The organism is Paenibacillus sp. J23TS9 (genome assembly GCF_018403225.1).
In the GTDB taxonomy this organism is placed as follows: Bacteria; Bacillota; Bacilli; order Paenibacillales; family Paenibacillaceae; genus Paenibacillus_AQ.
Map to the genome: position 1 here is coordinate 13,314 of NZ_BOSG01000004.1, position 25,523 is coordinate 38,836.

General features: G+C 47.6%; 24 protein-coding genes. 8 read left to right on the forward strand and 16 right to left on the reverse strand.

Annotation, left to right across the window (positions count from 1 at the left end; all coding sequences use genetic code 11):
• Positions 1 to 333 precede the first annotated feature (333 nt).
• The gene (locus tag KJS65_RS21550; RefSeq protein ID WP_213651923.1) at positions 334 to 1,314 is read left to right on the forward strand and encodes an aldo/keto reductase; all 981 of its coding nucleotides are present in this window, start codon (positions 334 to 336) and stop codon (positions 1,312 to 1,314) included.
• A 118-nt stretch (positions 1,315 to 1,432) separates the two neighbouring features.
• Here the strand turns inward: KJS65_RS21550 and KJS65_RS21555 are convergent, their stop codons facing one another.
• The 4 genes from KJS65_RS21555 to ilvB all read right to left on the reverse strand — a co-directional run bounded on the left by KJS65_RS21555 (position 1,433) and on the right by ilvB (position 6,527).
• Positions 1,433 to 2,974, reverse strand: a complete 1,542-nt coding sequence (locus KJS65_RS21555) for a 2-isopropylmalate synthase (RefSeq protein ID WP_213651924.1) — start codon at positions 2,972 to 2,974, stop codon at positions 1,433 to 1,435.
• Positions 2,975 to 3,158: 184 nt separating this feature from the next.
• Positions 3,159 to 4,151, reverse strand: coding sequence for a ketol-acid reductoisomerase (gene ilvC, locus KJS65_RS21560; protein ID WP_136604006.1), 993 nt, complete (start codon positions 4,149 to 4,151; stop codon positions 3,159 to 3,161).
• A 142-nt stretch (positions 4,152 to 4,293) separates the two neighbouring features.
• On the reverse strand, positions 4,294 to 4,779 hold the full coding sequence (ilvN, locus tag KJS65_RS21565) for an acetolactate synthase small subunit (protein WP_213651925.1): 486 nt from the start codon (positions 4,777 to 4,779) through the stop codon (positions 4,294 to 4,296).
• A gap of 2 nt (positions 4,780 to 4,781) precedes the next feature.
• On the reverse strand, positions 4,782 to 6,527 hold the full coding sequence (ilvB, locus tag KJS65_RS21570; RefSeq protein ID WP_213651926.1) for a biosynthetic-type acetolactate synthase large subunit: 1,746 nt from the start codon (positions 6,525 to 6,527) through the stop codon (positions 4,782 to 4,784).
• 563 nt (positions 6,528 to 7,090) lie between these two features.
• Here ilvB and KJS65_RS21575 point away from each other — a divergent pair.
• Positions 7,091 to 7,534, forward strand: coding sequence for a GNAT family N-acetyltransferase (locus tag KJS65_RS21575; RefSeq protein ID WP_136604003.1), 444 nt, complete (start codon positions 7,091 to 7,093; stop codon positions 7,532 to 7,534).
• A 126-nt stretch (positions 7,535 to 7,660) separates the two neighbouring features.
• On the opposite strand, the gene KJS65_RS21580 is transcribed toward KJS65_RS21575, so the two are convergent.
• The 9 genes from KJS65_RS21580 to KJS65_RS21620 all read right to left on the reverse strand — a co-directional run bounded on the left by KJS65_RS21580 (position 7,661) and on the right by KJS65_RS21620 (position 15,970).
• Positions 7,661 to 8,005: a hypothetical protein gene (locus tag KJS65_RS21580; RefSeq protein ID WP_213651927.1), complete on the reverse strand. Its 345-nt coding sequence runs from the start codon at positions 8,003 to 8,005 to the stop codon at positions 7,661 to 7,663.
• Positions 8,006 to 8,196: 191 nt separating this feature from the next.
• The gene (locus KJS65_RS21585; RefSeq protein WP_213651928.1) at positions 8,197 to 9,159 is read right to left on the reverse strand and encodes an ABC transporter permease; all 963 of its coding nucleotides are present in this window, start codon (positions 9,157 to 9,159) and stop codon (positions 8,197 to 8,199) included.
• Entirely contained in the window at positions 9,160 to 10,239 is a 1,080-nt protein-coding gene (locus KJS65_RS21590; protein ID WP_213651929.1) for an ABC transporter permease, read from the reverse strand.
• Positions 10,239 to 11,774: an ABC transporter ATP-binding protein gene (locus KJS65_RS21595; RefSeq protein ID WP_213651930.1), complete on the reverse strand. Its 1,536-nt coding sequence runs from the start codon at positions 11,772 to 11,774 to the stop codon at positions 10,239 to 10,241. The genes KJS65_RS21590 and KJS65_RS21595 overlap by 1 nt, the downstream gene beginning before the upstream one ends.
• A 116-nt stretch (positions 11,775 to 11,890) precedes the next feature.
• Positions 11,891 to 12,925 (reverse strand): BMP family ABC transporter substrate-binding protein, encoded by a 1,035-nt coding sequence (locus KJS65_RS21600; protein ID WP_213651931.1) that lies wholly within the window; start codon positions 12,923 to 12,925, stop codon positions 11,891 to 11,893.
• Between the two features lie 431 nt (positions 12,926 to 13,356).
• On the reverse strand, positions 13,357 to 13,716 hold the full coding sequence (gene rplT, locus KJS65_RS21605; protein ID WP_136603997.1) for a 50S ribosomal protein L20: 360 nt from the start codon (positions 13,714 to 13,716) through the stop codon (positions 13,357 to 13,359).
• A 31-nt stretch (positions 13,717 to 13,747) separates the two neighbouring features.
• The gene (rpmI, locus tag KJS65_RS21610; RefSeq protein ID WP_136603996.1) at positions 13,748 to 13,948 is read right to left on the reverse strand and encodes a 50S ribosomal protein L35; all 201 of its coding nucleotides are present in this window, start codon (positions 13,946 to 13,948) and stop codon (positions 13,748 to 13,750) included.
• Between the two features lie 18 nt (positions 13,949 to 13,966).
• Positions 13,967 to 14,464: a translation initiation factor IF-3 gene (gene infC, locus KJS65_RS21615; protein ID WP_213651932.1), complete on the reverse strand. Its 498-nt coding sequence runs from the start codon at positions 14,462 to 14,464 to the stop codon at positions 13,967 to 13,969.
• Between the two features lie 267 nt (positions 14,465 to 14,731).
• On the reverse strand, positions 14,732 to 15,970 hold the full coding sequence (locus KJS65_RS21620; RefSeq protein WP_213651933.1) for a glycosyltransferase family 2 protein: 1,239 nt from the start codon (positions 15,968 to 15,970) through the stop codon (positions 14,732 to 14,734).
• 725 nt (positions 15,971 to 16,695) lie between these two features.
• Here KJS65_RS21620 and KJS65_RS21625 point away from each other — a divergent pair.
• Positions 16,696 to 17,223, forward strand: coding sequence for a phosphatase PAP2 family protein (locus KJS65_RS21625; RefSeq protein WP_213651934.1), 528 nt, complete (start codon positions 16,696 to 16,698; stop codon positions 17,221 to 17,223).
• Between the two features lie 52 nt (positions 17,224 to 17,275).
• A complete protein-coding gene (locus KJS65_RS21630) occupies positions 17,276 to 18,409 on the forward strand; it encodes an MGDG synthase family glycosyltransferase (protein ID WP_244864709.1) in 1,134 nt (377 codons plus the stop codon).
• 52 nt (positions 18,410 to 18,461) lie between these two features.
• On the opposite strand, the gene trmB is transcribed toward KJS65_RS21630, so the two are convergent.
• Positions 18,462 to 19,217 (reverse strand): tRNA (guanosine(46)-N7)-methyltransferase TrmB, encoded by a 756-nt coding sequence (gene trmB, locus KJS65_RS21635; protein WP_213651936.1) that lies wholly within the window; start codon positions 19,215 to 19,217, stop codon positions 18,462 to 18,464.
• A gap of 249 nt (positions 19,218 to 19,466) precedes the next feature.
• Positions 19,467 to 19,655 (reverse strand): hypothetical protein, encoded by a 189-nt coding sequence (locus tag KJS65_RS21640; RefSeq protein ID WP_213652340.1) that lies wholly within the window; start codon positions 19,653 to 19,655, stop codon positions 19,467 to 19,469.
• A gap of 352 nt (positions 19,656 to 20,007) precedes the next feature.
• Between KJS65_RS21640 and mnmL the strand changes: the two genes are divergently transcribed.
• The 4 genes from mnmL (at position 20,008) to KJS65_RS21660 (ending at position 23,621) form a co-directional block, all read left to right on the forward strand.
• Positions 20,008 to 20,961, forward strand: coding sequence for a tRNA modification radical SAM protein MnmL/YtqA (gene mnmL, locus KJS65_RS21645; protein WP_213651937.1), 954 nt, complete (start codon positions 20,008 to 20,010; stop codon positions 20,959 to 20,961).
• Entirely contained in the window at positions 20,961 to 21,545 is a 585-nt protein-coding gene (gene mnmM / locus KJS65_RS21650) for a tRNA 5-(aminomethyl)-2-thiouridylate-methyltransferase MnmM (protein ID WP_213651938.1), read from the forward strand. Before mnmL ends, mnmM begins: the two co-directional genes overlap by 1 nt.
• Before the next feature lie 97 nt (positions 21,546 to 21,642).
• Complete coding sequence (locus KJS65_RS21655; protein WP_213651939.1) at positions 21,643 to 22,614, forward strand: type I phosphomannose isomerase catalytic subunit; 972 nt, start codon at positions 21,643 to 21,645, stop codon at positions 22,612 to 22,614.
• A gap of 71 nt (positions 22,615 to 22,685) precedes the next feature.
• Positions 22,686 to 23,621 carry an alpha/beta hydrolase gene (locus KJS65_RS21660; protein ID WP_213652341.1) on the forward strand — a complete coding sequence of 312 codons (936 nt, stop codon included), beginning with the start codon at positions 22,686 to 22,688 and terminating at the stop codon, positions 23,619 to 23,621.
• A 108-nt stretch (positions 23,622 to 23,729) separates the two neighbouring features.
• On the opposite strand, the gene KJS65_RS21665 is transcribed toward KJS65_RS21660, so the two are convergent.
• Positions 23,730 to 25,514, reverse strand: a complete 1,785-nt coding sequence (locus KJS65_RS21665; protein ID WP_213651940.1) for a B12-binding domain-containing radical SAM protein — start codon at positions 25,512 to 25,514, stop codon at positions 23,730 to 23,732.
• Positions 25,515 to 25,523 lie beyond the last annotated feature (9 nt).

Consider the following 25,523-nt stretch of genomic DNA (forward strand, 5'->3'; position numbering starts at 1 on the left):
ACTGATCTAATTATCTATCTATGTTGTATCACATTCTCAAGGCTGTTGACCAAGATATAGAATCTATCACCTTTATAGTTTTCTCCTATAAACAGGTGTTATGCCGTGATCATCGGTCTTTTAAATCGAATCTCAAGTTGCCCTATCCTGATTATTCCAGTTAAAATAGTATTGTGAATCAATTTCATAACTCACTAAAACGATAAAATTGAAACTATATATAGACCAATAAAACCGTTTGGATCTATATATAGCCTTGATTGAAGCAGCTTAAGGTATTATGAAATTGATTCTTGCATAGTCCAAAAAAATCGCCGAAGGAGTTGAACGATTTTGCAATACACCTATCTCGGTAAATCAGGTCTGAAGGTCAGCCGCTTATGTCTGGGTACGATGAATTTCGGCCCGGCGACGGATGAAAAGGAAGCGTTCCGCATCATGGATGCTGCCTTGGATGCCGGAATCCAGTTTTTTGACACCGCTAACATTTATGGCTGGGGTCAGAACTCCGGTCTTACTGAAACGATCATCGGCCGCTGGTTCGCTCAAGGCGGAGGCCGCCGCGAAAAAGTTGTACTCGCTACCAAGATCCATGGTAACATGCATGACCCGGCTGACGGTCCGAACAGCACGGAGGGTCTGTCTTCGTACAAAATCCGCCGTCATCTGGAAGGCTCGCTGAAGCGTCTGCAAACCGATCATATCGAGCTGTATCAGATGCATCATGTGGACCGCAATGTATCCTGGGATGAGCTGTGGGGTGCATTCGAGCTCGCGGTGTCGCAGGGCAAAATCGGTTATGTCGGTTCCAGCAACTTTGCGGGCTGGCAGATTGCCCAAGCCCAGGGTGAAGCGCAAAGACGTCATTTCCTCGGCCTCGTGGCAGAACAGCATAAATATAACCTGAACTGCCGTCTGCCTGAGCTGGAAGTCCTTCCTGCCGCAAAAGCTATGGGACTCGGCGTGATTCCTTGGAGCCCGCTGGACGGGGGCATGCTTGGACGTAATGCGCTGAAAAAGCTGGAAGGCACCCGCAGCGGCAACAACCCGAACAAAATCGAGAAACATCGTGCTCAGCTTGAAGCCTTCGCAGAATTATGCAACGAGCTTGGCGAACCACAGGATAATGTCGCGCTTGCCTGGCTGCTGACTCATCCTGCAGTCACAGCGCCAATCATCGGTCCTCGCACATTGGAGCAGTTTGAAAGCTCGCTGCGCGTCGTTGAGATTAAGCTGGATGAAGCCGTATTAAAGCGGTTGGATGAAATTTTCCCAGGACCGGGCGGTGAAGCTCCGGAAGCCTACGCTTGGTAATTGTTTTTGAAATTTATTGCCTAACAAGTATAAAAATGTCCTGATAAATAAATAAAGGCAGGCCGCCATCTGCGGTCTGCCTTTTGATATGTCTGCTGGCAAGAAAAATTCAATCTTCTTACAAGCTTGCCCGTTCTCTCTTGCTGAATGTTTTGCGCTTCTCGATAAGCTGGTTTAGCGCATCCACGTAAGCACGCGCACTGGCCTCCAGAATATCTGTGCTGAGCCCGCGTCCTTGCGCGGATACATCATTTTGGGTCAGGACTACATGAACCTCACCCTGCGCATCCTTACCACGAGAGACCGACTTGATGGAGTAATCGGACAAGGTGACCTCTTCACGGGTCGCTTTATCGATCGCGTTATAAATCGCATCTACCGAACCATTACCTTCCGCTTCCTCTTCAAGCTCCTGATCCTGATCCTTGATAATACGTACCTGGGCTGTAGGAACCGAACGATTGCCATAGGTAACGTAGATCGTTTCCAGTTGGAAAACTTCCGGTGTATCCACCAGCTTCTCTTCTACCAGAGCCATAATATCGTCATCGGATACTTCCTTCTTCTTGTCCGCAAGCACTTTGAATCTGGCAAAAGCCTGGTTCAGCTGCTGTTCATCCAGCTCATATCCCATGTCTAGCAGTTTTTCACGGAATGCATGGCGCCCTGAGTGCTTGCCAAGTACCAGCTTGCTTTCTTTCAGACCGATGGTTTCAGGAGTCATGATTTCATACGTCGTTTTCTCTTTCAACATGCCATCCTGGTGAATACCGGATTCATGGGCAAAGGCGTTCGCACCGACAATCGCTTTATTACCCGGAACCACCATGCCAGTAAGCTTACTGACCAAACGGCTTGTGCGAGAAATTTCCGACAAATTCATAGAAGTCTTGGCACCGAAAAATTCCTGACGGGTCTCCAGCGCCATGGCAATCTCTTCAATCGCCGTATTGCCTGCACGTTCACCGATTCCGTTAACGGTCCCTTCAATCTGGTCGGCACCGTTTTGGATAGCGGCGAGTGTATTGGCCGTGGCCATTCCGAGATCATTATGACAATGCGCGCTGAGCTGCACCTTCTCGATATCCGGAACATTTTCCTTCAGGTATTTGAAGATCGCACCATATTCCGAAGGGTTCAGGTATCCGACCGTATCCGGAATATTGACGACTTTCACACCTTCATTCACTGCCATTGAGACCATCTCAACCATGAAATCCAGCTCGGTGCGTCCAGCATCCTCCAGAGAAAATTCAATCTTGGAAAAATACTTCTTCGCATACTGCAGAGCGGATTGTGCGGTTTGAAGCACCTGCTCCTTCTCCATACGCAGCTTATGCTTCCGGTGAATCGGCGAAGTGGCCAAAAAGATGTGGATGCAAGGATCCTGTGCACCAATCAGTGCTTCACGAACAGCATCGATGTCCTGTTCTCTGGAACGGGATAAGCCGATGACGGTTACATCCTTCACCGCTTTAGCTACCGCGTTCACCGCTGCCAAATCTCCAGGAGATGCGGCAGGGAAGCCTGCCTCCATACGGTCGATGCCCAATTTTTCCAACTGATATGCAATCTCGAGTTTCTCACGGGTATTCAGGTTTACGCCAGGAGACTGCTCCCCGTCGCGTAATGTTGTGTCAAACACATAAATTTTTCGCAAGTCCAAGGCACCTCCTTCATCATACAAAACCTCTTAAAAAAAACCCCCACAACGTGGCGCTTCTGCTTCGAAGCCTTCCAAAAACCTTGTGGGGACCCCGAATAAATAATCTCTTAAAACTTCTGATGCGGCTCACGCATATGCACGGCCGCATCAAAAGGGAATAATATCGTATAATTATGAATTATTTCTTAATCCAATGCATCATTTCACGCAGCTGGGCACCAACAACTTCGATCGGATGGTTAGCTTCGTTGCGGCGAGTCGCATTCAGGAATGCACGGTTCGATTGGTTTTCAAGAATAAAGTCGCGTGCGAATTTACCTTGTTGGATATCGTTAAGTACTTCTTTCATTGCTTTCTTCGTTTCATCAGTTACGACGCGTGGTCCAGTTACATAATCACCATACTCGGCAGTGTTGGAGATGGAATCACGCATGTTAGCCATGCCGCCTTCATAAATCATGTCGACGATCAGCTTCATTTCATGCAAGCATTCGAAATATGCCATTTCAGGAGCATATCCTGCTTCAACCAAAGTTTCGAAGCCGGCTTTGATCAGGGCAGTCACACCGCCACAAAGTACAGCCTGCTCACCAAACAGGTCGGTTTCGGTTTCTTCACGGAAGGAAGTTTCGATAACCCCTGCACGTGTACAGCCGATACCTTTTGCATAAGCAAGGCCAATTTGCTTGGCTTGTCCGGTTGCATCCTGCTCGATTGCGATCAGACCCGGTACGCCGAAGCCTTCAACGTAAGTACGACGAACCATGTGACCTGGGGATTTTGGAGCTACCAGAAGCACGTCCGCATCCTTAGGAGCCACGATTTGTCCGAAGTGGATGTTGAAGCCATGGGAGAACATCAGAGCTGCACCTTTTTTCAGGTTTGGTTCGATGTCATTTTTATAAACCGAAGCTTGAGTTTCGTCCGGCATCAGGATTTGTACGATGTCCGCTTTGCTTGTTGCTTCAGCAACGGAGAGAACTTCAAAACCATCATTTTTTGCTTTATCAAAAGATTTTCCTTCGCGAAGGCCGATAATTACTTTCACACCACTGTCACGCAGGTTTTGTGCTTGGGCATGACCCTGGCTACCATAACCGATCACCGCAACTGTTTTGCCTTTCAATACGCTAAGTTCTGCATCCTGTTCATAATAAGTAGTAACTGCCATGTTAATAAATCCTCCTTTATTTTTAAAAAGAACCCTTATGAAGAGCGGGTGTTTCAAGAGACCCTGACTTGCTTCTATGCCGATCTCTTCAAACCCCCGCTCTTTAAGCGGGTGTTTTATTTAATCCGTTTTCATTGCATGATTATACATTTCCGCGAATCATCGCTGTAACGCCGGTTCGGGATAGCTCGCGAACGCCGTATGGCTTTAAGAGCTCAATCATAGCGTCAATTTTAGTGGTATCCCCTACCACCTGCACCATCAGGTTGTGGCTGCCGATGTCAACCACCGATGCCCGGAAAGTTTCAACAACCCCCATGATTTCAGGACGGTTGGCCGGTTCGGCGTTAACCTTGATGAGCGCCAACTCCCTTGCCACCATAGGATTGGAGCTAAGATTGATGACTTTAATGACGTCGATCAGCTTATACAGCTGCTTTTCAATCTGTTCCAGTGTTTGCTCATCACCAATGGTCACAATCACCATCCGCGAGAGTCCTACTTCTTCCGATTGTCCTACTGTGATACTTTCAATATTAAATCCGCGTCGGCCAAACAGTCCGGAGACCCTTTGCAAAACGCCCGGCTGGTCATTAACTAGAACGGCGATGGTATGTCTCGTACTCATATTTATGCATCTCCCAACAACATTTGATCAATGGTCGAGCCTTGAGTTACCATCGGGTACACGTTTTCACCCTTGCTGACCACGAATTCGACAACGACAGGTCCAGGTGTTTCAAGCGCTTCCGCCCAAGCTTTGTGGGCTTCTTCCTTGTTGGTTGCCCGGAGCCCTTTAACACCATATGCCTCAGCCAATTTCACGAAATCAGGACTGCCTTCCAGATCAATGTGGCTGTAACGGTTGTCGTAAATCAACTCCTGCCACTGACGGACCATGCCCAGCACCTGATTGTTGATGATAACAATTTTGACCGGGATGTTGTTTATGGCACATATCGCCAGCTCTTGCGAGCACATTTGCATGCCGCCATCACCGTTGATCGAGATGACCAGGCGTTCCGGATGAGCCATCTGGGCACCGATTGCAGAAGGCAATCCGAATCCCATCGTTCCCAGTCCGCCAGATGTAATCCATGACCGCGGTTGGTTGAATTTATAATACTGAGCCGACCACATTTGATGTTGTCCAACGTCCGTCGTAACAATGGCTTCGCCTTTGGTCGTGTCGTTCAGCATCTCGATAACCCATTGTGGTTTGAGAACTGTATCGGAATCCTGATAACGGTAAGGCTGCTCCATTTTCAACTGCTGAATCCGGGTTCTCCAGGCATCCGCCTTAGCCGCACGCTTCACTTCCGGATTAAGCATCTCCAGAACCGTCTTCACATCACCGACAATCGGGATATCTGTCGGAACGTTCTTACCGATTTCCGCCGGATCAATGTCGATATGCACAATCTTGGCATGAGGGGCGAATCCGTCCAGTTTGCCTGTTACCCGGTCATCAAATCGGGCTCCGATGTTGATCAGAAGATCCGACTCCTGAATCGCAATATTCGACGTATAGGTTCCGTGCATTCCCGGCATCCCGGTCCAAAGCTCATGACCGCTTGGGAAAGCTCCCAGTCCCAAAAGCGTTGTCGTGATCGGAATCTCTGTCCGCTTCACGAATTCGAAGAGCTCTTCATGGCCTCCGGAGTAGATAACCCCGCCTCCTGCCAGAATCATCGGACGCTCGGCATCCTCAATCGCCTGTACCAATTTATCCAACTGCAGTTTGTTTGGCACCATCCGTGGATTATATCCGCGAAGGTTTACCGCGTTGCTGCTTGGCTCAAACAAAGTCAATGCTGCTGAAACATCCTTTGGAATGTCGATCAGTACCGGACCTTTGCGGCCAGTTGAAGCGATGTGGAATGCTTCATGAATGACCCGCGGCAGATCTTTCACGTCTCTAACCAGGTAGCTGTGCTTCGTAATCGGCATCGTAATGCCGGTGATATCGGCTTCCTGGAAAGCATCGGTTCCGATCAGTGTAGTGGCCACGTTGCCTGTAATGACTACCAGAGGAACGGAATCCATGTAAGCTGTGGCAATTCCTGTGACCAGGTTTGTCGCCCCCGGTCCCGATGTTGCAATACATACGCCGACTTTACCGCTCGCTCTTGCATAGCCGTCTGCCGCATGAATGGCTCCCTGCTCATGACGAGTTAGCACATGTTTGAAATCCTCAAATCCATACATCGCATCGTAAATATAAAGCACTGCCCCACCTGGATATCCGAAAACACACTCGACGCCTTCAAGTAAAAGGCTGCGAAGCAATATTTCCGAGCCGGTAATGACTTCCGGCTTCATCCATTTCTCACGTAGTTGTTCTGTAGACCGCACTTCAGGAATTTGCGCGCTCATCAGTCATCCTCCTCCTCATAATTTACATACATGTAACTTTCAAAAAAAACAAAAAACCTTCCGTCCTCCACGCAGAATGATTCTGCGTGAGGGACGAAAGGTTGTGCTTCCGTGGTACCACCCATATTTGCCATGCATCTCGCAATGCTAGGCCTCACCAGGTATAGAAAATAAGGATCGACACTCTAGAGAGTCAGCCGTTTCCATACCCAAAGTCCGTAACGTGGACTTGACGATTCTCCCTAATAAGCTTTAGCGCTTTTCAGGAGAACAGCTCCGAGGTGAGCTCGTATAAAAGGGATTTTGGTGGAGGTTACAGCAATTCCTCACACTCTCTGAGCAAAAGGGCCCTTTAAACTTCGTCCTCTTCATTGCCGATCACGATATATTCGTTAAAATGTTTAGACACATTATATGATTCATCGAACTTAAAAGTCAATACCCTTATTTTTAAAAGCAGAAAATCACCAACACAATAGACTACACACCTACTTCTGCCTTCCCTCATATGATGACATGTATTCATCTTTGATGAAGCCCATCTTGAAGGGAGGACAGACGTGATGATCAGGTATCGGAGACCCAAACAAGACGATGCGTTCATTATGCGATTAATCGATTCCCAACTTGTCCCACTCTCACATTTAAACACGGTTCAGCTTGAAGCCGTTCGCAAGGATATTCCCAAAAGATTGGGCCGTGGGATTACCTTGATAGCATGCCAAAATTACGAGGATAACCCGTTTGGCTTTGTTCATTACATCCTGCATGGCGACCTGCTGTATATCGATATGTTGGCCGTCGCACCCGAATCACAGCGCAAAAGATGGGGCAATACGCTGATGGTTCATGCTGAAAAATTCGCAGTGTCACGCGGGTGCAAACGGTCCAAAGTGATGGTTGATGCCGGTAATGCCAGCGGTCTATCTTTTTATAAAAAACTGGGTTATGTTACAGTGCGATACCACACTCAAAATCATTGTCATGAGCTGGAAAAAACATTATAGTCCGGCTCAAGAAAAAAGTCTGTCGACGTAGTTACACGCAAGACAGACCGCTTTTAGCGGGAGATTTTCTTACGAGATCCAGAGATCCGGATTACACCGTCTTCGGAGTTGATACGGTATGATCTCTTAGAAAAATCCAAATCCTCCCGGATATCCTCCTGGATACCCTCCATAACCATATCCCGGAACGCCGCCGTATGGAACGTGCCCGGGACCAGGACCGTAACCAAATCCGCCACCGCCGTAGAAGCCGCCGGCAAATGGAGCTGTTCCAATGGCCAAAAGATCGAACAAGACGAGAGGAATTATCGCCTTGGTTTGTACGGTTTTCCCTTTGGAACGCTGAAGAATCAGGCGGTTGCCAGATATGCGAACAAGTTTGCCGGTAACGAGGTTACCGTCTTTTTTGACAGCCACTATATGTTGACCTATCAGCTTTTGCGCTTGTTTACGGGTAACAGACTGTTGCATGAGACCCCTCCTCCAAATGTGTTCACTGGCAGTCTATTCCGCAAGTTACCAATGCGCTTGTTCCATAGCCCGGTGTACCTCAAGTTTGATGCCCAGTCTTAACCGATTAGCTACAGCCTCCACAAAAAAAGGCCGCATCCCCAATTAATGGAGTGCAGCCTCTTTGACATGATTGAATATGCGTTTGATGATTATCGTTTGCCCGGGTCGTACGGTTCCCCCAGTGCGGCAGGTGCGGAAGATTTCCCGACTGCAGCCACGAGTACAATAACCGTGAGAACATAAGGCAGCATGTAGATAAATTCTTGAGGAATATCCTTGGACCACGCGAACAACTGGAAGTAGTTCCCAATTGCCTGTGAAAAGCCGAAGAAAACAGCCGCGCCAAAGGCTCCAAGCGGATTCCATTTACCGAAAATCATCGCAGCGATCGCGATAAAACCTTGACCGGAAATCGTATTATGCGAGAACGTGTTTGTCGTCGTTAAAGTGATGGTTGCACCACCGAGAGCAGCAAGTGCGCCACTCAAAATAACACCGATATAACGCATACGCAGTACTTTTACACCTACCGTGTCCGCAGCACTTGGATGTTCACCAACAGCACGGAGGCGAAGCCCGAACGAAGTTTTGTACAACACATAAAAAGCTACCAGCACCAAAATAATGGCCAGATAGGTTGTCGGGTAGTTGTTAAAAATACCTTCCCCGATAATCGGAATTTTCGACAGGAACGGGACAGGCCATTTCTCCAGCCCTTCCTTCAACAGCGTGGTTTCGCCTGCGCCGTCAAACAACAATTTAACCATGTAGAGCGTGCTTCCCGCTGCCAAAAAGTTAATGACGACACCACTGATGACCTGGTCCGCCTTAAACGTAATTGAGGCGACAGCATGAATCAGGGAAGCGATAATACCCATGACCAGAGCAGCTAGAATACCGATATATGGAGATGCCGCTCCCATACCTGCGTCTTCCGCATAAAAGGATGCTACACCCGCGGCAAATGCACCGAAGGTCATCAAGCCCTCAATACCGATATTGGTTACACCGGAACGTTCAGAGAAGATGCCGCCGATGGCAGCAAAGATGAGCGCCGTAGAAAATACGAGCGTCGTATTAATCAGCTGGCCGATTGTTGTCATCCAATCCATTTACAACACCTTCTCTTTCTTGCGCTTAAGATACAAGGGCTTTAGAACCCAGCGCACAATGCCTTGTGCAGCAATGAAGAATATAATCGAACCGATTACGATACGAATAATTTCAGGTGGAACACCAGCACCAAAACTCATGCCTGCAGATCCGTAAGTCAGCACGCCGAACAGCGATGCGGACAGCAGAATACCGAACGGATGATTCATACCGATCAGCGCAACTGCGATTCCGTCGAAGCCAACGCCAGGAGAGCCCGTAAAGATCGCTTGATAATGGAATACACCCAGTACCTGGAAAGCGCCTCCCAAACCGGCAAAGACACCACTGATGAACATTGCTTTCACGATATTCTTCTTCACGTTCATACCGGCATATTTGGCTGCATCCCCATTGTGTCCTACCGCTCTAAGTTCATAACCCTGCTTACTCTTCCACATGTAAATAAAGAAGAATACGGCAGCCAAAATAGCAATGATCGTCCCCCAGTGCATCCGCGCATTATCGAATGCGGTAGACAGCCAGCCGATGGAAATCGAGGCGGTATCCTTAATTTCCTCAGATCTTTGCTGGCCCTTCTGGAGCAGGAAGGATCTCACGATATAGTTACTGAAATACAAAGCCGTCCAGTTCAGCATAATCGAGATAATAACCTCGTTTACACCCCGCTTGGCCTTCAGGTAACCGGTAATGCCCGCCCAAATCCCGCCAGCAAGTCCGCCAGCAATAATAGCTACCAGCGCATGCACAACAATGGGAAGGCCCGTCAATTTAATACCTACTGCAGAGGCTGCAGTCATACCCATAATGTACTGACCTTCGGCACCGATGTTAAATAGACCGGCGCGGAACGCGAACGCAACCGCAAGGCCTGTCATAATCAGCGGGGTAATTTCGCGGATGGCTTCACCGAAATCATACACATTACCGAAAACAGTCGAAAATAAGGAGCTGTATGCGAGCAGCGGGTTATAGCCGCCAATCAGCATAATGATAGCACCCACAATGAGACCAAGAACAATGGCTACCAGCGGTACCAGGAGGCTGTTTAGGGAAAATATTTTAAATACTTTACTCATTATGCTGTACCTCCCGCAATCTTACTGCCCGCCATCATGAGACCAAGCTCCTGGTCATTGGTTTGCTCAGGCAGAACCTCACCAACGATTTGTCCTTCATAGATCACGGCAATCCGGTCGGATACGTTAATGATTTCATCCAGCTCGAAAGAGATCAGGAGTACGGCTTTGCCTTGATCACGCTGTGCAACAAGCTGCTTTTGCACGAACTCAATGGCACCAACATCCAGACCACGCGTCGGCTGTGCTGCAATGAGCAGATCAGGATTCTTATCTATTTCCCGGGCTATAATCGCCTTCTGCTGGTTACCACCAGACAGGGAACGGGCTTTCGTCTCGATGCTAGGGGTTCTGACGTCAAAATGCTCAATCAGGCGCGATGCCTGTTTGTCAATCGCATTCTTATTCAAAAAGCCGCCTTTGTTATACGGTGATTGATAATAGGTTTCGAGCACCATATTTTCACTCATGGAGAAATCAAGAACGAGTCCATGCTTATGTCTGTCTTCTGGAATGTGGGACACGCCACTTTCTGTGATATGGCGCGGATTTTTATTCGTGATATCCTTGCCTTTCAGCTCGATAATACCGCTATCCACATGACTGAGACCGGTTAAAGCCTCGATCAGTTCACTTTGTCCATTCCCGTCGACACCGGCGATTCCCAGAATTTCCCCTGCCCGGACATTCAGGTTCAGACCGTCCAGTACAGCGATTCCGTCCTTATTTTTCAAAGTTAAGTTTTTAACTTCAAGCACAGTCTCTTTCGGCGTCGCAGGTTTTTTGTCCACTTTGAAGGATACGCTGCGTCCGACCATTTTCTCCGCAAGTTCATTCGGATTGGTCTCTGCTGTTTTCAAAGTATCGATGACCTTGCCGCGACGAATGATCGTAACCGTATCTGAAATCTGCATAATTTCCTTAAGCTTGTGTGTGATGAGGATGATTGATTTACCTTCCTCGACGAGACGCTTCATAATTCCCATCAATTCACTGATTTCTTGCGGTGTCAGGACAGCTGTTGGCTCATCGAAAATGAGAATGTCAGCGCCGCGATAAAGCGTCTTCAAAATTTCGACACGCTGCTGCATGCCGACAGAAATATCCTGAATCTTGGCATTCGGATTAACTTTGAGACCGTACTGGTCGGAAAGCTTCTTAATTTTGGCAACCGAGGTTTTATAATCAAGATGGACTCCCATTTTTTTAGGCTCCATGCCCAGTACGATATTCTCGGTTACGGTAAACGGCTGTACGAGCTTGAAATGCTGATGCACCATTCCGATGCCCAGCTCAATCGCCTTATTAGGGCTGTCGATCATGACTGGTTCGCCATTGACCTCGATCCCGCCTTCATCCGGCTGGTACAATCCGAAAACAATGTTCATCAAGGTTGATTTTCCTGCACCATTCTCACCGAGCAGTGCATGGATCTCGCCCTTGTGCAGCTTTAAGCTGATGGAGTCGTTGGCAACGATGCCGGGAAAGCGTTTGGTTATTTGCTTCAACTCAACGACAGGGGTTGCTGCATCCATGAGATCACCCTTATATCATAATTTTGGCCAAAGAACGTAAGACAAGGCTAGTTATATCAACCAGCCTTGCCGTTTAATAAACGCATTAAATTCTCAGATGATCAGAGCGGATAATATTATTCCTCTGGAACTTTAATTTCGCCGCTGATGATTTTTTCCTTGTAGCTGTCAACTTCCTTCAACACATCTGCAGGAACGTTTTTGGTCGAAGTATCAGCCAGGCCAACACCGTTTTCTTTCAGACCCAGAGTTTCGGATCCGCCTTTGAACGTACCGTCGATTACTTCTTTAGTAACCTTGTCAACTGCAGTGGATACACCTTTAACCATTGAAGTCAGAGTTACATCATCGCCAAATTCCAGAGATTGGTCTTTGTCAACGCCGATAACCCAAACTTTGCTGCCGCCTGCTTTATTACGGGAAATAGCTTCGTTAAATACGCCAGTACCGGTTGCGCCGGAAGCGTGGAAAATGATGTCTACGCCGTCATTGTACATTGTAGCTGCAGCTGCTTTACCTTGGTCAGGCTTGTCAAATGCGCCAGTGTAGTTGATTTTGAGTTCAGCGCTTGGATTGGCAGCTTTCACGCCAGCCTTGAAGCCTGCTTCAAAACGTTTGATAACCGGAATTTCGGAACCGCCGACAAAGCCGACTTTACCTGTTTTCGTCATTTTACCTGCAACGACACCAACCAGGAAAGCACCTTCGTTTTCAGCAAAAGTTACGGAACGCACGTTAGGAGCATCTACAGTAGCATCGATGATCGCCAGTTTTGCATCCGGATTTTGTGTTGCAACGGTTTTCATATCTTCGCCAAGGTCAAAACCGATACCCCAAGTGAGGTCATATTTACCTTTAACGTATTTGTTCAGGTTTGTAACATAGTCTTCCTTGGACTTACTTTGCAGATATTGAACTTCGATACCTTTGTCCTTCTGCAAACCTTCAAGAGCTTCCCAAGCGGATTGGTTAAAGGATTTATCATTAACCCCGCCCACGTCAGTTACCAGACCTACTTTAACACTGGACTTTGCAGTCCCTGCAGTATCTCCGCCGGATGCATTTGTCTCTTCTTTCTTTTTACCGCAACCAGCGAGTACGACTGAAAACGCGAGCAGCATGATCAGCGACAACTTGAACATCTTTTTCATTGAAATTTGTCCCCCCAGAATGAATTCTTTCCTCTCATTCGTACAGCTTAGTCAGCAATTGATCTATGGTCAATTAATTGCGGGAATGAGCTTGTACAAATGTTGGACTTTTCACATTTCAGATTATACCTTCTCGAAACGTCAAAATCCAGCATATTTATATCAGAATTGAAAACTTTTTTTGGATAAAAACGAAAGAAAGCGCTTTATTTAGACAAATAATGACAACCTGCGTAAGCGAAGTGTCATGTTATGTGACAATACGCGTTAATGCGTTAAAAGATTACCACATCATCCCGGTATAAAATGCCATCTTTTCAGATGATTGCCTCTGACTCATGTCAGATTATTTACTACAGGTGCAACCATCGTTTTTACTCCATAAAAAAACCGCCGGTTAAGGCGGTTTTTTCTATAAAATAACGCTATAATTAAGCGTTGATTTTTTCTTTAGCAACAGTAGCGATAGAGTTGAATGCAGTGATATCATTCACAGCAAGATCAGCCAGCATTTTGCGGTTGATGTCCACTCCAGCCAATTTCAAACCATGCATCAGTTTGTTGTAAGACAGACCGTTAATGCGGGCAGCCGCATTGATACGAACGATCCAAAGTCTGCGCATGTTACGTTTTGTTGTACGACGGTCACGGTATGCATATACCAAAGACTTCATCACTTGTTCGTTAGCTGTTTTAAAAATACGGTGTTTGGAACCGAAATAACCTTTTGCAAGTTTCAATACTTTCTTATGTCTACGACGAACAACGAATCCGCCTTTTACTCTTGCCATAATAATAAACCTCCCAAAAATGTGTTGTTAACTATTTCAAGTTAGCCAAGCCTTGTTTCAAGCGTTTTACATCCCCCGGAGCCATTTCTGGGTTACCTGCCAATACACGTTTAGCGCGTTTGGACTTGTGGGAAAGCAAATGGTTTCTGTAAGCTTTGTAACGAGTTACTTTACCGGAACCAGTTACTTTGAAGCGGCCTTTCAGGCTGCTGTGTGTTTTCATTTTAGGCATTGTACTTCCTCCTCAGGACTATTGGGCTTTAGGAGCCAGAATCATAATCATACTACGGCCTTCCAGTTTCGGTTGGCGTTCAACCGCAGAAATTTCAGCAACCTCTGCTTTGACGCGTTCCAAAATCTTCTGGCCGATGTTGGCGTGAGTGATTTCACGTCCGCGGAAACGGACAGAACATTTCACTTTGTCGCCTTCATTCAAAAACTTGACGACATTGCGAAGCTTGGTTTGGTAATCATGCTCCTCAATGTTAGCTCGGAACCACACTTCTTTGATATCAACGATCTTCTGGTTCTTACGGGCTTCCTTCTCTTTCTTTTGCTGCTCATAACGGAACTTACCGTAATCCATAATGCGGCACACCGGAGGCTTAGCCTGTGGCGCCACATTCACCAGATCAAGATTCAAATCCACTGCCATCTGCAGAGCTTCACGAGTTGGCTTGATACCAATTTGTTCTCCGTCCGCTCCAACAAGACGAACCTCTTTTGTCCGAATTTCGTCATTAATCATATGTTCCTTACTGATAACCGTCCACCTCCAGATCAAATGGTTATTCTTTGCAAAGCAAAATAAAAAGGGATACCGGTGTCATCTACCAGCATCCCTATGATCAATTCTTCATGAAATTTCGCATTCATAAATCATCGGACCATAACCCGCAGACTTTCGTCAGTCAGGTGAGAAGCTGGTGCTTCTGCTTGAAAATCCATTTTGTTATTAACGTACTTGAGTACTTTAACACATGAGTAAGGCAGTTGTCAACCTCAAAAGACAAGTTTATCCCTGCTTGCTCTGTACTTCCTCCAGACGAACCACACGCGTATGCTCGGTATGGCTCCACTGCTTGTTGTTCTGCGTGAAGAACGCATAGAACGTAATCGGGTACCAGGAAATCAGGTAGATCGGGAAGAGTATCAGATACAGATACACCTTCTTGTAAGTAACCTTTTCCAGGAACATGGCTGCCAGGAATGTAAATACGTTCGCGGCAATAGCTGTAAAGCTGAGCCATACAGGCAGGTAGCCGTACAGGTTCGCAATATGCGGACCGTGGAAGAACGTGCTGTCAAGCCACATCACTGCTGTCATCAGGAAAGTCAGTAGTACGATGTATACGTTAGCTCCATACAAAGCAAGATCCAGCTTAACTATACTGCGTTCCTTGATGCTCTGCCACAGCAGAGGGAAGAAATAGCGGCGCGCAACCGTAAAGTGTCCCTGCATCCAGCGCAGACGCTGTCTTGCCGAGGCTTTGAATGTCAGCGGCTTTTCGTCAAATACTTTGGCATCGTAATTAAACTTCGGATACACACCGCGTTTGACGCTGCGCATCGTAAACTCCAAATCTTCGACCAGACTTGTTGCTCCCCAGCCGATTTCCTTTAGCAGGTTGGTTTCAAAGCACATTCCCGTACCGCCGAGGAAGTTAGCCATATTCATGTTATGGCGCGAAAGCTGCCACAAACGGTTGATGTACCAATACGAAATACCGTAAGCGGCCGTGATCCAGGAATCCTCTGGATTCTTAGTGTCAATGTATCCTTGAATGACGCGTGCGCCGGAGCACAAATCGTCGTTCATTTCTTTCAGGAAGTTCACATCCGCCAAGTTGTCAGCATCGAACATCACGACAGCGTCATACTGGCGAGGCAGAGCCCACAATTCTTTAAGCATCCATTCGATGGCATAGCCTTTGCCGCGAAGATTGTTGTTCGTGCGTACGCAGGCATTCATGCCATGCTCCCGGACGATCTTCGCCGTATTGTCCGTACAGTTATCGCAAATCACGAAAACATCGTACAATTCCTTCGGATAGTCGAGCTGCTTCAGGTTCTCCATCAGCGCTCCGACGACCTGCTCCTCATTATGGGCGGCTACGAGCACCGCGAAGGACTTTGTTGCCGGGTAATGCTGTTTTTTCTTTTTCCTGCGCAGACCCAAAATCGAGAACACAAACTGGTATACACCGATCGCAGCCAGAACAATTTGCAGCGCGATAAATATGGCGTCTATCATGTTTCTCAGAACCCCCCTTTTTTACCCCTCATAATCGATTTTCTCTCTGTAGATTACGGATTCTTTTTTACGGTTCTTTTTTCTATGACCCTTAAGACCCTTTGCATTCGAAATTAATTATTCGGTATGTCTTCGAACGACATATCGATTTTCCACGGTTTTCAGCTTTTTGTCAAAAGCGTAATAACTCCTCATCTTCCTGAAAAGGGGAATAGAAGCGTTATTCTGACCGCCTGAGGTACTCCAAGCTTATATTCATGACCGTTAGTTCTTATTTTCAGCTATTTAGCAAGTTTTTATTTCTTTAGTCCCTCCTTTTTTAATCATCATTTCACTAATCAATTGACATCATAACCGTATTGCATATTTATAAACGAGATAAGTCCACAAAAAGTTGATCCTGAATATCAATTCTTTTATTTAAGAAAACATCCATCAGAGTACCCTAGCAGAAGACTAACCGCGTAAGCGGTAGTTGTTCTTGCGGAATTAAGACGCCGCATTTGAAGAATTACTTTCTGATCTCTTAAACAGTTTGCCGCTGTTTGAATCATTGTAAAGGTTCTGTAAAGTGAAGTCAAAATTACCTCCCCTTTACTCGGAATACAGGACTTCCGCCTTGAAAAAGACACGAATAGAAAATATGATTAATAAAAAGTGGAAGCTATCCGGGTCCGCCGCGAGTTCAAATACAGCCTGATCAAGGCATTAAACGGGGGAATGGAATGAGACGTTTGCTCATGAGATTCATACTGATCGACAGGAAGCTTTTTCAATATATCAATGGACGTCTCCATAACCGTTTTCTCAATTTCTGGCTTTATTATCTTACAAATCTGGGAGGAGCCACCTTTACCATTGCCTCCAGTGTACTTATTTGGTACTTCGGCTCTTCTTCCTGGAGCAAGTCCGGTGCACAGGCCGCCCTTTCCCTGGCAGTCAGCCATGTTCCTGTCGCGGCTGCCAAGAAGCTGTATCCGAGGCTGCGCCCCCATCTAGCCCTGCCGGGTACGCGTACCTTCCGCAATCCGCTTAAGGATCATTCCTTCCCGTCAGGACACACGACGGCCGCCTTTTCTCTGGCAATTCCTTTGATCCTGGGACATCCGGAATGGGTATATCTGTTTCTGCCGCTGGGCCTTTTGGTAGGGGTGTCCCGAATCTATTTAGGTCTACATTACCCTTCAGATGTGCTTGCAGGCGCTATAATAGGTACATCTGTAGCCGCAGTAACAGTTGCATTGTGGCCCTAAAGCCGATAATCTGGGATATATGGAAAAACAAGCAGGAACAGGTGAACTGAGAGTGATAAAAAAGAGAGTATTGTTATTATCTGAAGGCTTTGGTGCTGGACATACTCGAGCTGCGTACGCACTCTCAAGCAGTCTACGCAAACTATCACCGAATGTTCAGACGAAAGTCCTTGAACTTGGCAGTTTTTTGAACCCAAAAGTCGCACCTTTAATCATTACAGCATATAAAAAAACCGTGCTTTCCCAGCCAAGGCTGGTCGGGATGATGTACCGCCATCAATATAACAAATCGCTGAATCGGTTAACCACACTGGCGCTGCACCGCATTTTTTATACTCATACGAAAAATGTCGTCAACCAGCTCAGACCGGATATTGTCGTATGCACGCATCCGATCCCGAGTGCCGTCATATCACGTCTGAAGCGTCTTGGTGAAAAGATTCTGCTGTGCACGGTCATTACTGACTATGACGCCCATGGAACCTGGATCAGCCCCGAGGTCGACCGGTATCTTGTCTCCACCCAAGAGGTGCGCAATAAGATGATCAACCAAGGGGTGCCGGCAGCCAGAATTAAAGTGACCGGCATTCCGGTTCATCCCAGCTTTTGGGAGCATCCGGAAAAGGAAGATATCCGTAAAAAGTTTCAGTTAAAGGATATGCCCACCGTGATGGTGATGGGCGGCGGCTGGGGTATCATGAGCGATGAGGTCATCAATGACTTTCTGACCCGCTGGAGGGATGATGTTCAGATTCTCTTCTGTCTTGGTAATAATGAAAAGGTATTAAAGAAGCTTGAACAGGACCCGCGTTATAATCATCCCAACATCCGTCTGATCGGCTTCACGCTTGAAGTGGACAAGCTGATGGAGGTATCTGATCTTCTCGTAACCAAGCCAGGCGGAATGACTTGCACCGAGGGACTCGCGAAGGGCATTCCAATGCTCTTTCATCATCCCCTGCCGGGCCAAGAGGAAGAAAATTGTCAATATTTCACCGCCCAAGGTTTAGGTGAGCTTATTTCTTCCCTGGAAGTCATCGTTAAATGGATGAAAATGCTCATGAACGAGCTGAACGTCATACGCCAGCGCAGGGAGGAACAGTTGAAGAGCATCGCTCTTTACCGCCCCATGGAAAGCGCGCAAAGCATCATTGATATGCTGGAATCAAAGAAGGTGCCTTCATAGGAAGGCACCTTCTTTTTATAGATGAATAAATAGCTTCTCTTAAATACAGACATTATTCTTGGTCTGGCTGCTGCTCCCCCGCCTGCGGCTTGTCCTGCATGCGGTAATTGTCGAGACGGTGCTCCTGATAACGCTCAAGCGCCTCATCCCCCACAATTGCCTCACAGCGGTGGATATGAACGCCCTGTCCGAAAAATTTCGTTTCGTATTCGGTCATGACATGCGCTTCATTAGGCCCTTCCCGGTGAAGATTAAGCGAAATATTCGTCATTTGCAGACCATAGTCGGCAAAGGCATTCAATGAAAATTCAAATAAAGTCTGCGAGTCCGTCTTCAGATGAATTTCACCGTTTGCATTCAATAAACCCCGATATTTCTCCAAAAACCGCGGATGAGTCAAACGGCGGCGTGCATGCTTTGCTTTTGGCCAAGGATCACTGAAATTCAGGAAGATCCGTTCAAGTTCCCCTTCTGCAAAAACTTCCTCCAGAAACTCCACATTTGCCAAAGCCAGACGCAAATTCGGAGGATCCTCGACATTGCGCTCGGACCAGGCCAAGCGAGCCTTTTCACTAGCCCGGCGAATCAGCTCATCGTACATATCGATACCAATAAAATTAATGTCGGGATTACGGAAGCTCATTTGACTGATGAACTGTCCTTTCCCCATACCAAGCTCTACATAAATGGGATGATCATTACCGAATAATGTATGCCATTTCCCTTTATACGACCGGGGATCGAGAATAACGAAGCCTTCCTGCTCCTCCAGATTCTCCCGGATTCCTTTTCTGCCGCGTAAACGCATGATATACCTCCGCTTTCATACTGAACTGTCTGATATCCGAGCAATATAAGGAATTCTGCTGCGGACAGCTACTGCAATATTGTGCCGAAGATGCGGCCAAATGTAAAGAGCTCCTGCGAACAAATTACACGTAAGCGGGTCGTATCTCCGAAAAAAAGAAAAAAGAATCCCGGCCTCTCTGTAAGCAGAAAGGCGCAGAATTCCTTTTCCATATCTATTTGGAATTGGGGTCCAACGAATTCATTGTTGCTAGTCTAACCTATCTTGATACTGAAAATCAAATGTCTTTTCGAAGGCTTTTCGAATTTTGCGGCGTGCCTCCGCCGTCACTTCTGGATTACCGTTAAATTTGACGCCTGTCAGCGCAAGCGCTTCCTCGGGAGTCAATTCCACGGCAATTTTACCCTTCTCTAAAGCTTCTGCGGTTAAAGAATTCATCATTATCACCTCACGGATCATATGGTAGCCGAGACGTCATGCTTTTATGAATTCTATAATGTATTTACCCAAGATGAGAGCTGCTGACGCTAAAATAAATATAACATTTCGTGTAAGTTATTTCAATAAATCATATGCCCGTTTTTCGCCTATCATGACTTGATTCTTCGGTGCTCTCATACCCTTTATAGATTTTTTTTGCTACAATAGATCAAGTGAAGAGAAAACGCCTTTCGGGCGTACTTTCACAGAAGTGCCGAACCTCTTTTTGATGTTATTTTCATTGCGAATATATCATCGAAAAGCTTGCCGGGTTGCAGCCTGGTTTACATGCATAAAAGGAGTACCTCGAATGAATTTACCAACAACTGACTCTCCGCTTCTGTGGGGAGATAAAAGATTTCATACCTGGAATACCGAAATGCGCGGGGTGTTTGACGAAAAGGTCTTTAAGGTCATGCTCGATGCAGGCTTTACCTGTCCCAACCGCGATGGCACAATCGCCAGAGGCGGATGCACCTTCTGCAGTGCCAGAGGATCGGGTGATTTTGCCGGCAAACGCCGTGATGATCTTGTAACCCAATTCAATGATATACGCGACAAGCAGCATCTGAAATGGCCCCAAGCCAAATACATCGGATATTTCCAGGCATACACCAATACGTATGCTCCGGTTGAAGAGCTGAGGGAATATTATGAGGTTATTTTAGAGCAGCCTGGTGTCGTCGGTTTATCCATCGCTACCCGTCCCGATTGCCTGCCGGATGATGTCATCGAATACCTGGCCGAGTTGAACGAGCGGACATACCTTTGGGTAGAAATGGGGCTGCAGACAGTACATGACTCGACATCCGAGCTAATCAACCGCGCACATGACACACAGTGCTTCATCGATGCTGTTGAAAAGCTCCGCAAGCGCAACATACGGGTGTGCGCACACATCATTTACGGTCTGCCTCAGGAAACTCATGAAATGATGCTTGAAACCGGTCGTGCCGTGTCGAAGATGGATGTGCAGGGAATTAAAATTCATCTTCTGCATCTTATGAAGGGTACGCCGATGGTACGGCAGTATGAAGCCGGCCTCCTGCGGTTTTTGGAACAGGATGAATACATCAAGCTGATCGTCGATACATTGGAAATGCTCCCGCCGGAAATGATCGTCCACCGTCTCACAGGCGATGCTCCGCGTAAGCTGCTCATCGGTCCGATGTGGAGCATGAAGAAATGGGAAGTGCTCAATGGCATTGATGCCGAGCTGAAATCACGCGACTCATGGCAGGGTAAATACTGGAGGAACGCATAATGGGCTTTCTATCCGTGCTCAGCTTCGCGCACAAGCAGATTGAAGGCCGCTTACAGCCGGGTGATACTGCCATAGACGCCACGGTGGGTACAGGGGCCGATACCGTATTTCTCGCCAAATTAGCTGGCTCTAAAGGCCGTATTTACGGCTTTGATATCCAGGAGCAGGCACTTGAGCTTGCAAAGGAACGTATCTCCCGGGAGCCGGCTGACAGCTTGGCTTCCGTTTCCCTGTTCCTTGCCAGCCATGCCCGGATGAAGGAATCTCTTCCTCCCGAATCCCAGGGCAGCATCGGCGCCATCATGTTCAATCTTGGGTACCTGCCTTCGCAGGAAGCCGACAAGAAAATTATTACGGAGACCGAAAGTACTCTCCACGCTCTGGACGCAGCGTTATTACTGCTTCGACCGAAGGGTATCATTACGGCGGTGCTCTACCCCGGCCATGCCGGCGGAGAAACAGAAGCTGATGCTGTTACAGCATGGGCTTCCCGTCTGCCGCAGGATCACTATCAATCCGTGATGTACAGACAGCTCCAGCGCAGTGATTCACCTTACGTTATTGCCATTGAGAAAAAGCGGTAGACCGCAGTGACACATTCATCATGTGCACCTTAACATAGATAGATATGCGGTTTAATTCATTAATCAGATTATTTCACTATGAAAGGAAGATGCAACTATGACACAACCTTATCCATTACAATTCCAACCTGAATTCAAAGAACGCGTTTGGGGCGGCCGCGCCCTTGAGCAATTCGGGCTCACCCCTCCCGAAGGACATATCGGTGAAGGCTGGATGATCGCCGATCATCCAAACGGAACGACTTCTGTCGTGAACGGCGAGCTGGCTGGGCAAGGACTCGACCAGATTCGTGAGCAGCTGGGCAAGGAATGGTTTGGCAGCAAGGGCTTTTCCGAAAAAAACGGACGTTTTCCGCTGCTGATCAAGCTGCTGGATTGCAATGACAATCTTTCGGTACAAGTACATCCAACCGATGATTATGAAGGCCTCCCGAAAGGCGAGCTTGGCAAAACCGAAATGTGGTATGTGCTGGATGCCAAACCCGGAGCCAAAATCATCTACGGTTTGAAGGATGGCGTCACACGCGAGAGCATGAAAGAGGCTTTGGAAAATGGAACCGTAATGGATACGCTGCAAGAGGTATCTGTTGAAGCCGGAGACACCTTCTATATTCCGGCCGGAACGGTCCATGCCCTCTGTGCAGGCGTAGTCGTAGCGGAAATCCAGCAAAACTCGGATACTACATACCGCATTTACGATTACGACCGTCCCGGACTCGACGGCAAGCCGCGCGAGCTTCATATTGAGGATTCCTTAAATGTAACCGCATTTGAAGGCTCCGGCGCCACCACCATGAAAACAGACGGACTCAACGCCGGGGAATGGCTCCAGCTTGCCCAGTCTCCTTACTTCATTGTTGAAAAGGGAATAGTGGGCGGATCTTGGAATCTGGAGACCACGCCAGAAAGTTTCACCATTCTTGTTATATGCGAAGGCGCTGGTACACTCAGCTGGAACAACGGCTCAATGGAATATAAAGCGGGCCAATGCTTCCTCCTTCCGGCAAATCTGGGTTCCTACACTTTGGAAGGACAGGCTACTGTACTTCGTTCTTATTTGCCGGAATGATGATCGTCCCTTCCTGAAAGAAGCATAGATTAGAATATGGGTTCCGATTGGATGATGAGGGAGTGATGGTATTGCTCGAGCAAACCTTTACGATGACTGACCCGCATGGAACAAAATTACATGTGTATAAGTGGCTTCCCGATCCGGGAGTTTCCATCAAGGCAGTATTGCAGATTGCACATGGCATGTGTGAGACAGCGGAGCGTTACACTCGCTTTGCTTCTGCTCTGACTCAGGCAGGTATTGCCGTATATGCACCTGATCAGCGCGGTCATGGGCTAACTGCTGGCTCGATCGAGCGGCTTGGAGATATTGGAGAAAACGGCTTCCAGCTGATGGTTGAGGATCTCGCGCAGCTGGGAAGGATGGTGAGAGACAATCATCCCGGGGTTCCTCTCTTTCTGATGGGACACAGCATGGGTTCATTCCTGGTCCAAAAGATCATGATGACGAAGTCTGAAGGCTTCGACGGCTTTATACTATCCGGAACCAACGGACCTCGCGGCATGCTGCAGGCCGGCAAAGTCTTGTCTTCCATCCAGCGCTCGATTCAGGGAGATACACACCGCAGCCTGATGATGAATGCCATGGTCTTCGGCGGATTCAACCGCTCCTTCTCCCCGTCTCGTACGCGGTTTGACTGGCTGTCACGGGACCCGGATGAAGTCGACCGTTACATTGAGGATCCATTCTGCGGGGCAATCTGTACAACCGCCTTTTTCAGGGATTTTTTCGGTCTGCTTCAGGAAATACAGCAGCCAGCCAGATACGAGGGCATTCCGAGGAATAAGCCCGTCTATCTCTTTAGCGGTGAGCGGGATCCTGTCGGTATGAACGGCAAGGGCGTCCGCCGGCTGGAATCTGTGTACCGCAAGCTTGGCGTCTCCGATGTGGAATGCCTGCTGTATCCGGAAGGGCGTCATGAAATGCTGAATGAGATTAACCGGGACGAGGTTACAGCCGACGTACTGGATTGGCTGGAGCGGCATATCCCGGCTAAAGTGTGAATGATATCATCATCCATTGGGATGGACAAAAGAAAATGCTCTTGGTTCCGTGAAGATCTTCCTTCACGGCCAAGAGCATTTTTTGCATGCATTGAATGATCAGCTTTATTACTGGGCAGCAGAGCCTGCAGATGACAGCTTCATAGTGTAATAGATCGGCTGTTCGCTTTCATCCTGCTGGTAGAGCACCATCAGCAGCTGCTTCTCACGGTCCTCTTCTTCTTGCGGCTCTCCTGTTCCCCCTGCCAGCACATCATTCAGAGAGAACGGAAGCACCTCAAGTACCGCATGCTTCTGCAGCTCTCGTTCGCTCAAATGGAGCTCAGCGAAGTTACCCGATACCGCCTCCGGCTGCTCCATAACCGTCCTCATAAACAAGCTCCACTCGTCTTTCGTAATCGGTGTATCCCACCAGATTTTGCGCGGCTTATATTTATGGTTGAGGAAATAATCCAGCTTCATCAGTCCGAGCACCACATCCATCCGTTTCACTCCCCGGTACGTCAGGAACGCAGACAAACGGGTGAATAAATCCTCAAGCTGGTGGCCGATTTTCTGCCAGTCCTGCCCTTCCCAGTAATCCCCGAACTCCTGGAAGAAATCGAATGGCGATTCAAACTCATGTTTCATTAAATAATTTAATGTGTGGTCCAAGCGGTGGGCATTCCAGTATTTCTCCAACACATCCTCCAGCCGCTTCAAACGGACAATATCTCCGAATGAAAGCTTATGGCTGCCCAAAATTTCATACGGGGCTTGGTCCATATACGTATAATCGTATTTTTCAGCATTCATTCTGAGCCCGGTTCCCCGCAGCATCTTCAAAAATCCAAGCTGCAGTTCCTCCGGTCTGAGCGCAAACACATCATTAAAGGTTTTACGGAATGTATCATAATCTTCTTCAGGCAGACCAGCGATAAGATCCAAGTGCTGAGCGATTCTTCCGCTGTTCTTGATAATATTGACGGTCCGCGACAGCTTTTCGAAGTTCTGCCTGCGCTTCACCAGCACATTCGTCGGATCATTCGTGGACTGAACGCCGATTTCAAACCGGAAAATGCCTTCCGGGGCGTTGTCCGCCAGATACTGAAGCACCTCGGGCCGCATAATATCCGCTGTTATTTCAAATTGGAATACGCAGCCCCGATTATTTTCAATCAGGAATTTAAACATTTCCATCGCATAGGTATGGTTGATATTAAAGGTCCGGTCCAAAAACTTGATGATCTTCGCCCCGTTATCGATCAGATACGTGATGTCAGCCTTGACCCGCTCAATATCATAATAGCGCACGCCATTTTCGATACTCGACAGGCAGAACTGGCATTGGAACGGACAGCCGCGGCTCGTTTCAAAATAAACGATACGCTTGCCGAGATTCGAAATATCCTCCTGAAAACGGTGCGGGGTCGGAAGCAAATTCAGATCACTTTTCGGACGGGGAGGATTGATGATGACTTCGTCACCTTTCCGATAAGCGATACCGTACACAAAATGATACTTCCGGTCTCCCTCGATCATCTGCAGCAGATGATGCAGCGTCTCTTCGCCTTCTCCCATGACGATGAAATCCACACCACGCGCGCGATCCATCCAGATTCCTGTGTCATAGGAAACCTCAGGTCCGCCGAGGATAATCTTCACCTCCGGCATGACCTTTCGGACAATGTCGATGACTCTTAGCGTCTCTTCAATATTCCAGATGTAACATGAGAAGCCGATCACGTCGGGCCTCCGCTGGAACAGATCCGAAACGATATTCATCACCGGATCCTTAATCGTATATTCAGTCAGCTCAATATCAAACTCATGCTCACTGTAAGCCTTCAAAAGGCGGATCGCCAATGAAGTATGAATGAATTTGGCATTCAGGGTAGTTAAAATGACTTTCATGGATTCACA

Coding starts and splice junctions, on each gene's coding strand:
- KJS65_RS21665 (WP_213651940.1), bottom strand. CDS start 25,514: ATGAAAGTCATTTTAACTACCCTGAATGCCAAATTCATTCATACTTCA.
- KJS65_RS21640 (WP_213652340.1), bottom strand. CDS start 19,655: ATGAATTCTTTAACCGCAGAAGCTTTAGAGAAGGGTAAAATTGCCGTG.
- rpmI (WP_136603996.1), bottom strand. CDS start 13,948: ATGCCTAAAATGAAAACACACAGCAGCCTGAAAGGCCGCTTCAAAGTA.
- ilvC (WP_136604006.1), bottom strand. CDS start 4,151: ATGGCAGTTACTACTTATTATGAACAGGATGCAGAACTTAGCGTATTG.
- KJS65_RS21595 (WP_213651930.1), bottom strand. CDS start 11,774: ATGGATGCAGCAACCCCTGTCGTTGAGTTGAAGCAAATAACCAAACGC.
- KJS65_RS21600 (WP_213651931.1), bottom strand. CDS start 12,925: ATGAAAAAGATGTTCAAGTTGTCGCTGATCATGCTGCTCGCGTTTTCA.
- KJS65_RS21620 (WP_213651933.1), bottom strand. CDS start 15,970: ATGATAGACGCCATATTTATCGCGCTGCAAATTGTTCTGGCTGCGATC.
- KJS65_RS21575 (WP_136604003.1), top strand. CDS start 7,091: ATGATCAGGTATCGGAGACCCAAACAAGACGATGCGTTCATTATGCGA.
- ilvN (WP_213651925.1), bottom strand. CDS start 4,779: ATGAGTACGAGACATACCATCGCCGTTCTAGTTAATGACCAGCCGGGC.
- mnmL (WP_213651937.1), top strand. CDS start 20,008: ATGAATTTACCAACAACTGACTCTCCGCTTCTGTGGGGAGATAAAAGA.
- ilvB (WP_213651926.1), bottom strand. CDS start 6,527: ATGAGCGCGCAAATTCCTGAAGTGCGGTCTACAGAACAACTACGTGAG.
- KJS65_RS21590 (WP_213651929.1), bottom strand. CDS start 10,239: ATGAGTAAAGTATTTAAAATATTTTCCCTAAACAGCCTCCTGGTACCG.
- KJS65_RS21585 (WP_213651928.1), bottom strand. CDS start 9,159: ATGGATTGGATGACAACAATCGGCCAGCTGATTAATACGACGCTCGTA.
- mnmM (WP_213651938.1), top strand. CDS start 20,961: ATGGGCTTTCTATCCGTGCTCAGCTTCGCGCACAAGCAGATTGAAGGC.
- KJS65_RS21580 (WP_213651927.1), bottom strand. CDS start 8,005: ATGCAACAGTCTGTTACCCGTAAACAAGCGCAAAAGCTGATAGGTCAA.
- KJS65_RS21625 (WP_213651934.1), top strand. CDS start 16,696: ATGAGACGTTTGCTCATGAGATTCATACTGATCGACAGGAAGCTTTTT.
- KJS65_RS21655 (WP_213651939.1), top strand. CDS start 21,643: ATGACACAACCTTATCCATTACAATTCCAACCTGAATTCAAAGAACGC.
- trmB (WP_213651936.1), bottom strand. CDS start 19,217: ATGCGTTTACGCGGCAGAAAAGGAATCCGGGAGAATCTGGAGGAGCAG.
- rplT (WP_136603997.1), bottom strand. CDS start 13,716: ATGGCAAGAGTAAAAGGCGGATTCGTTGTTCGTCGTAGACATAAGAAA.
- infC (WP_213651932.1), bottom strand. CDS start 14,464: ATGATTAATGACGAAATTCGGACAAAAGAGGTTCGTCTTGTTGGAGCG.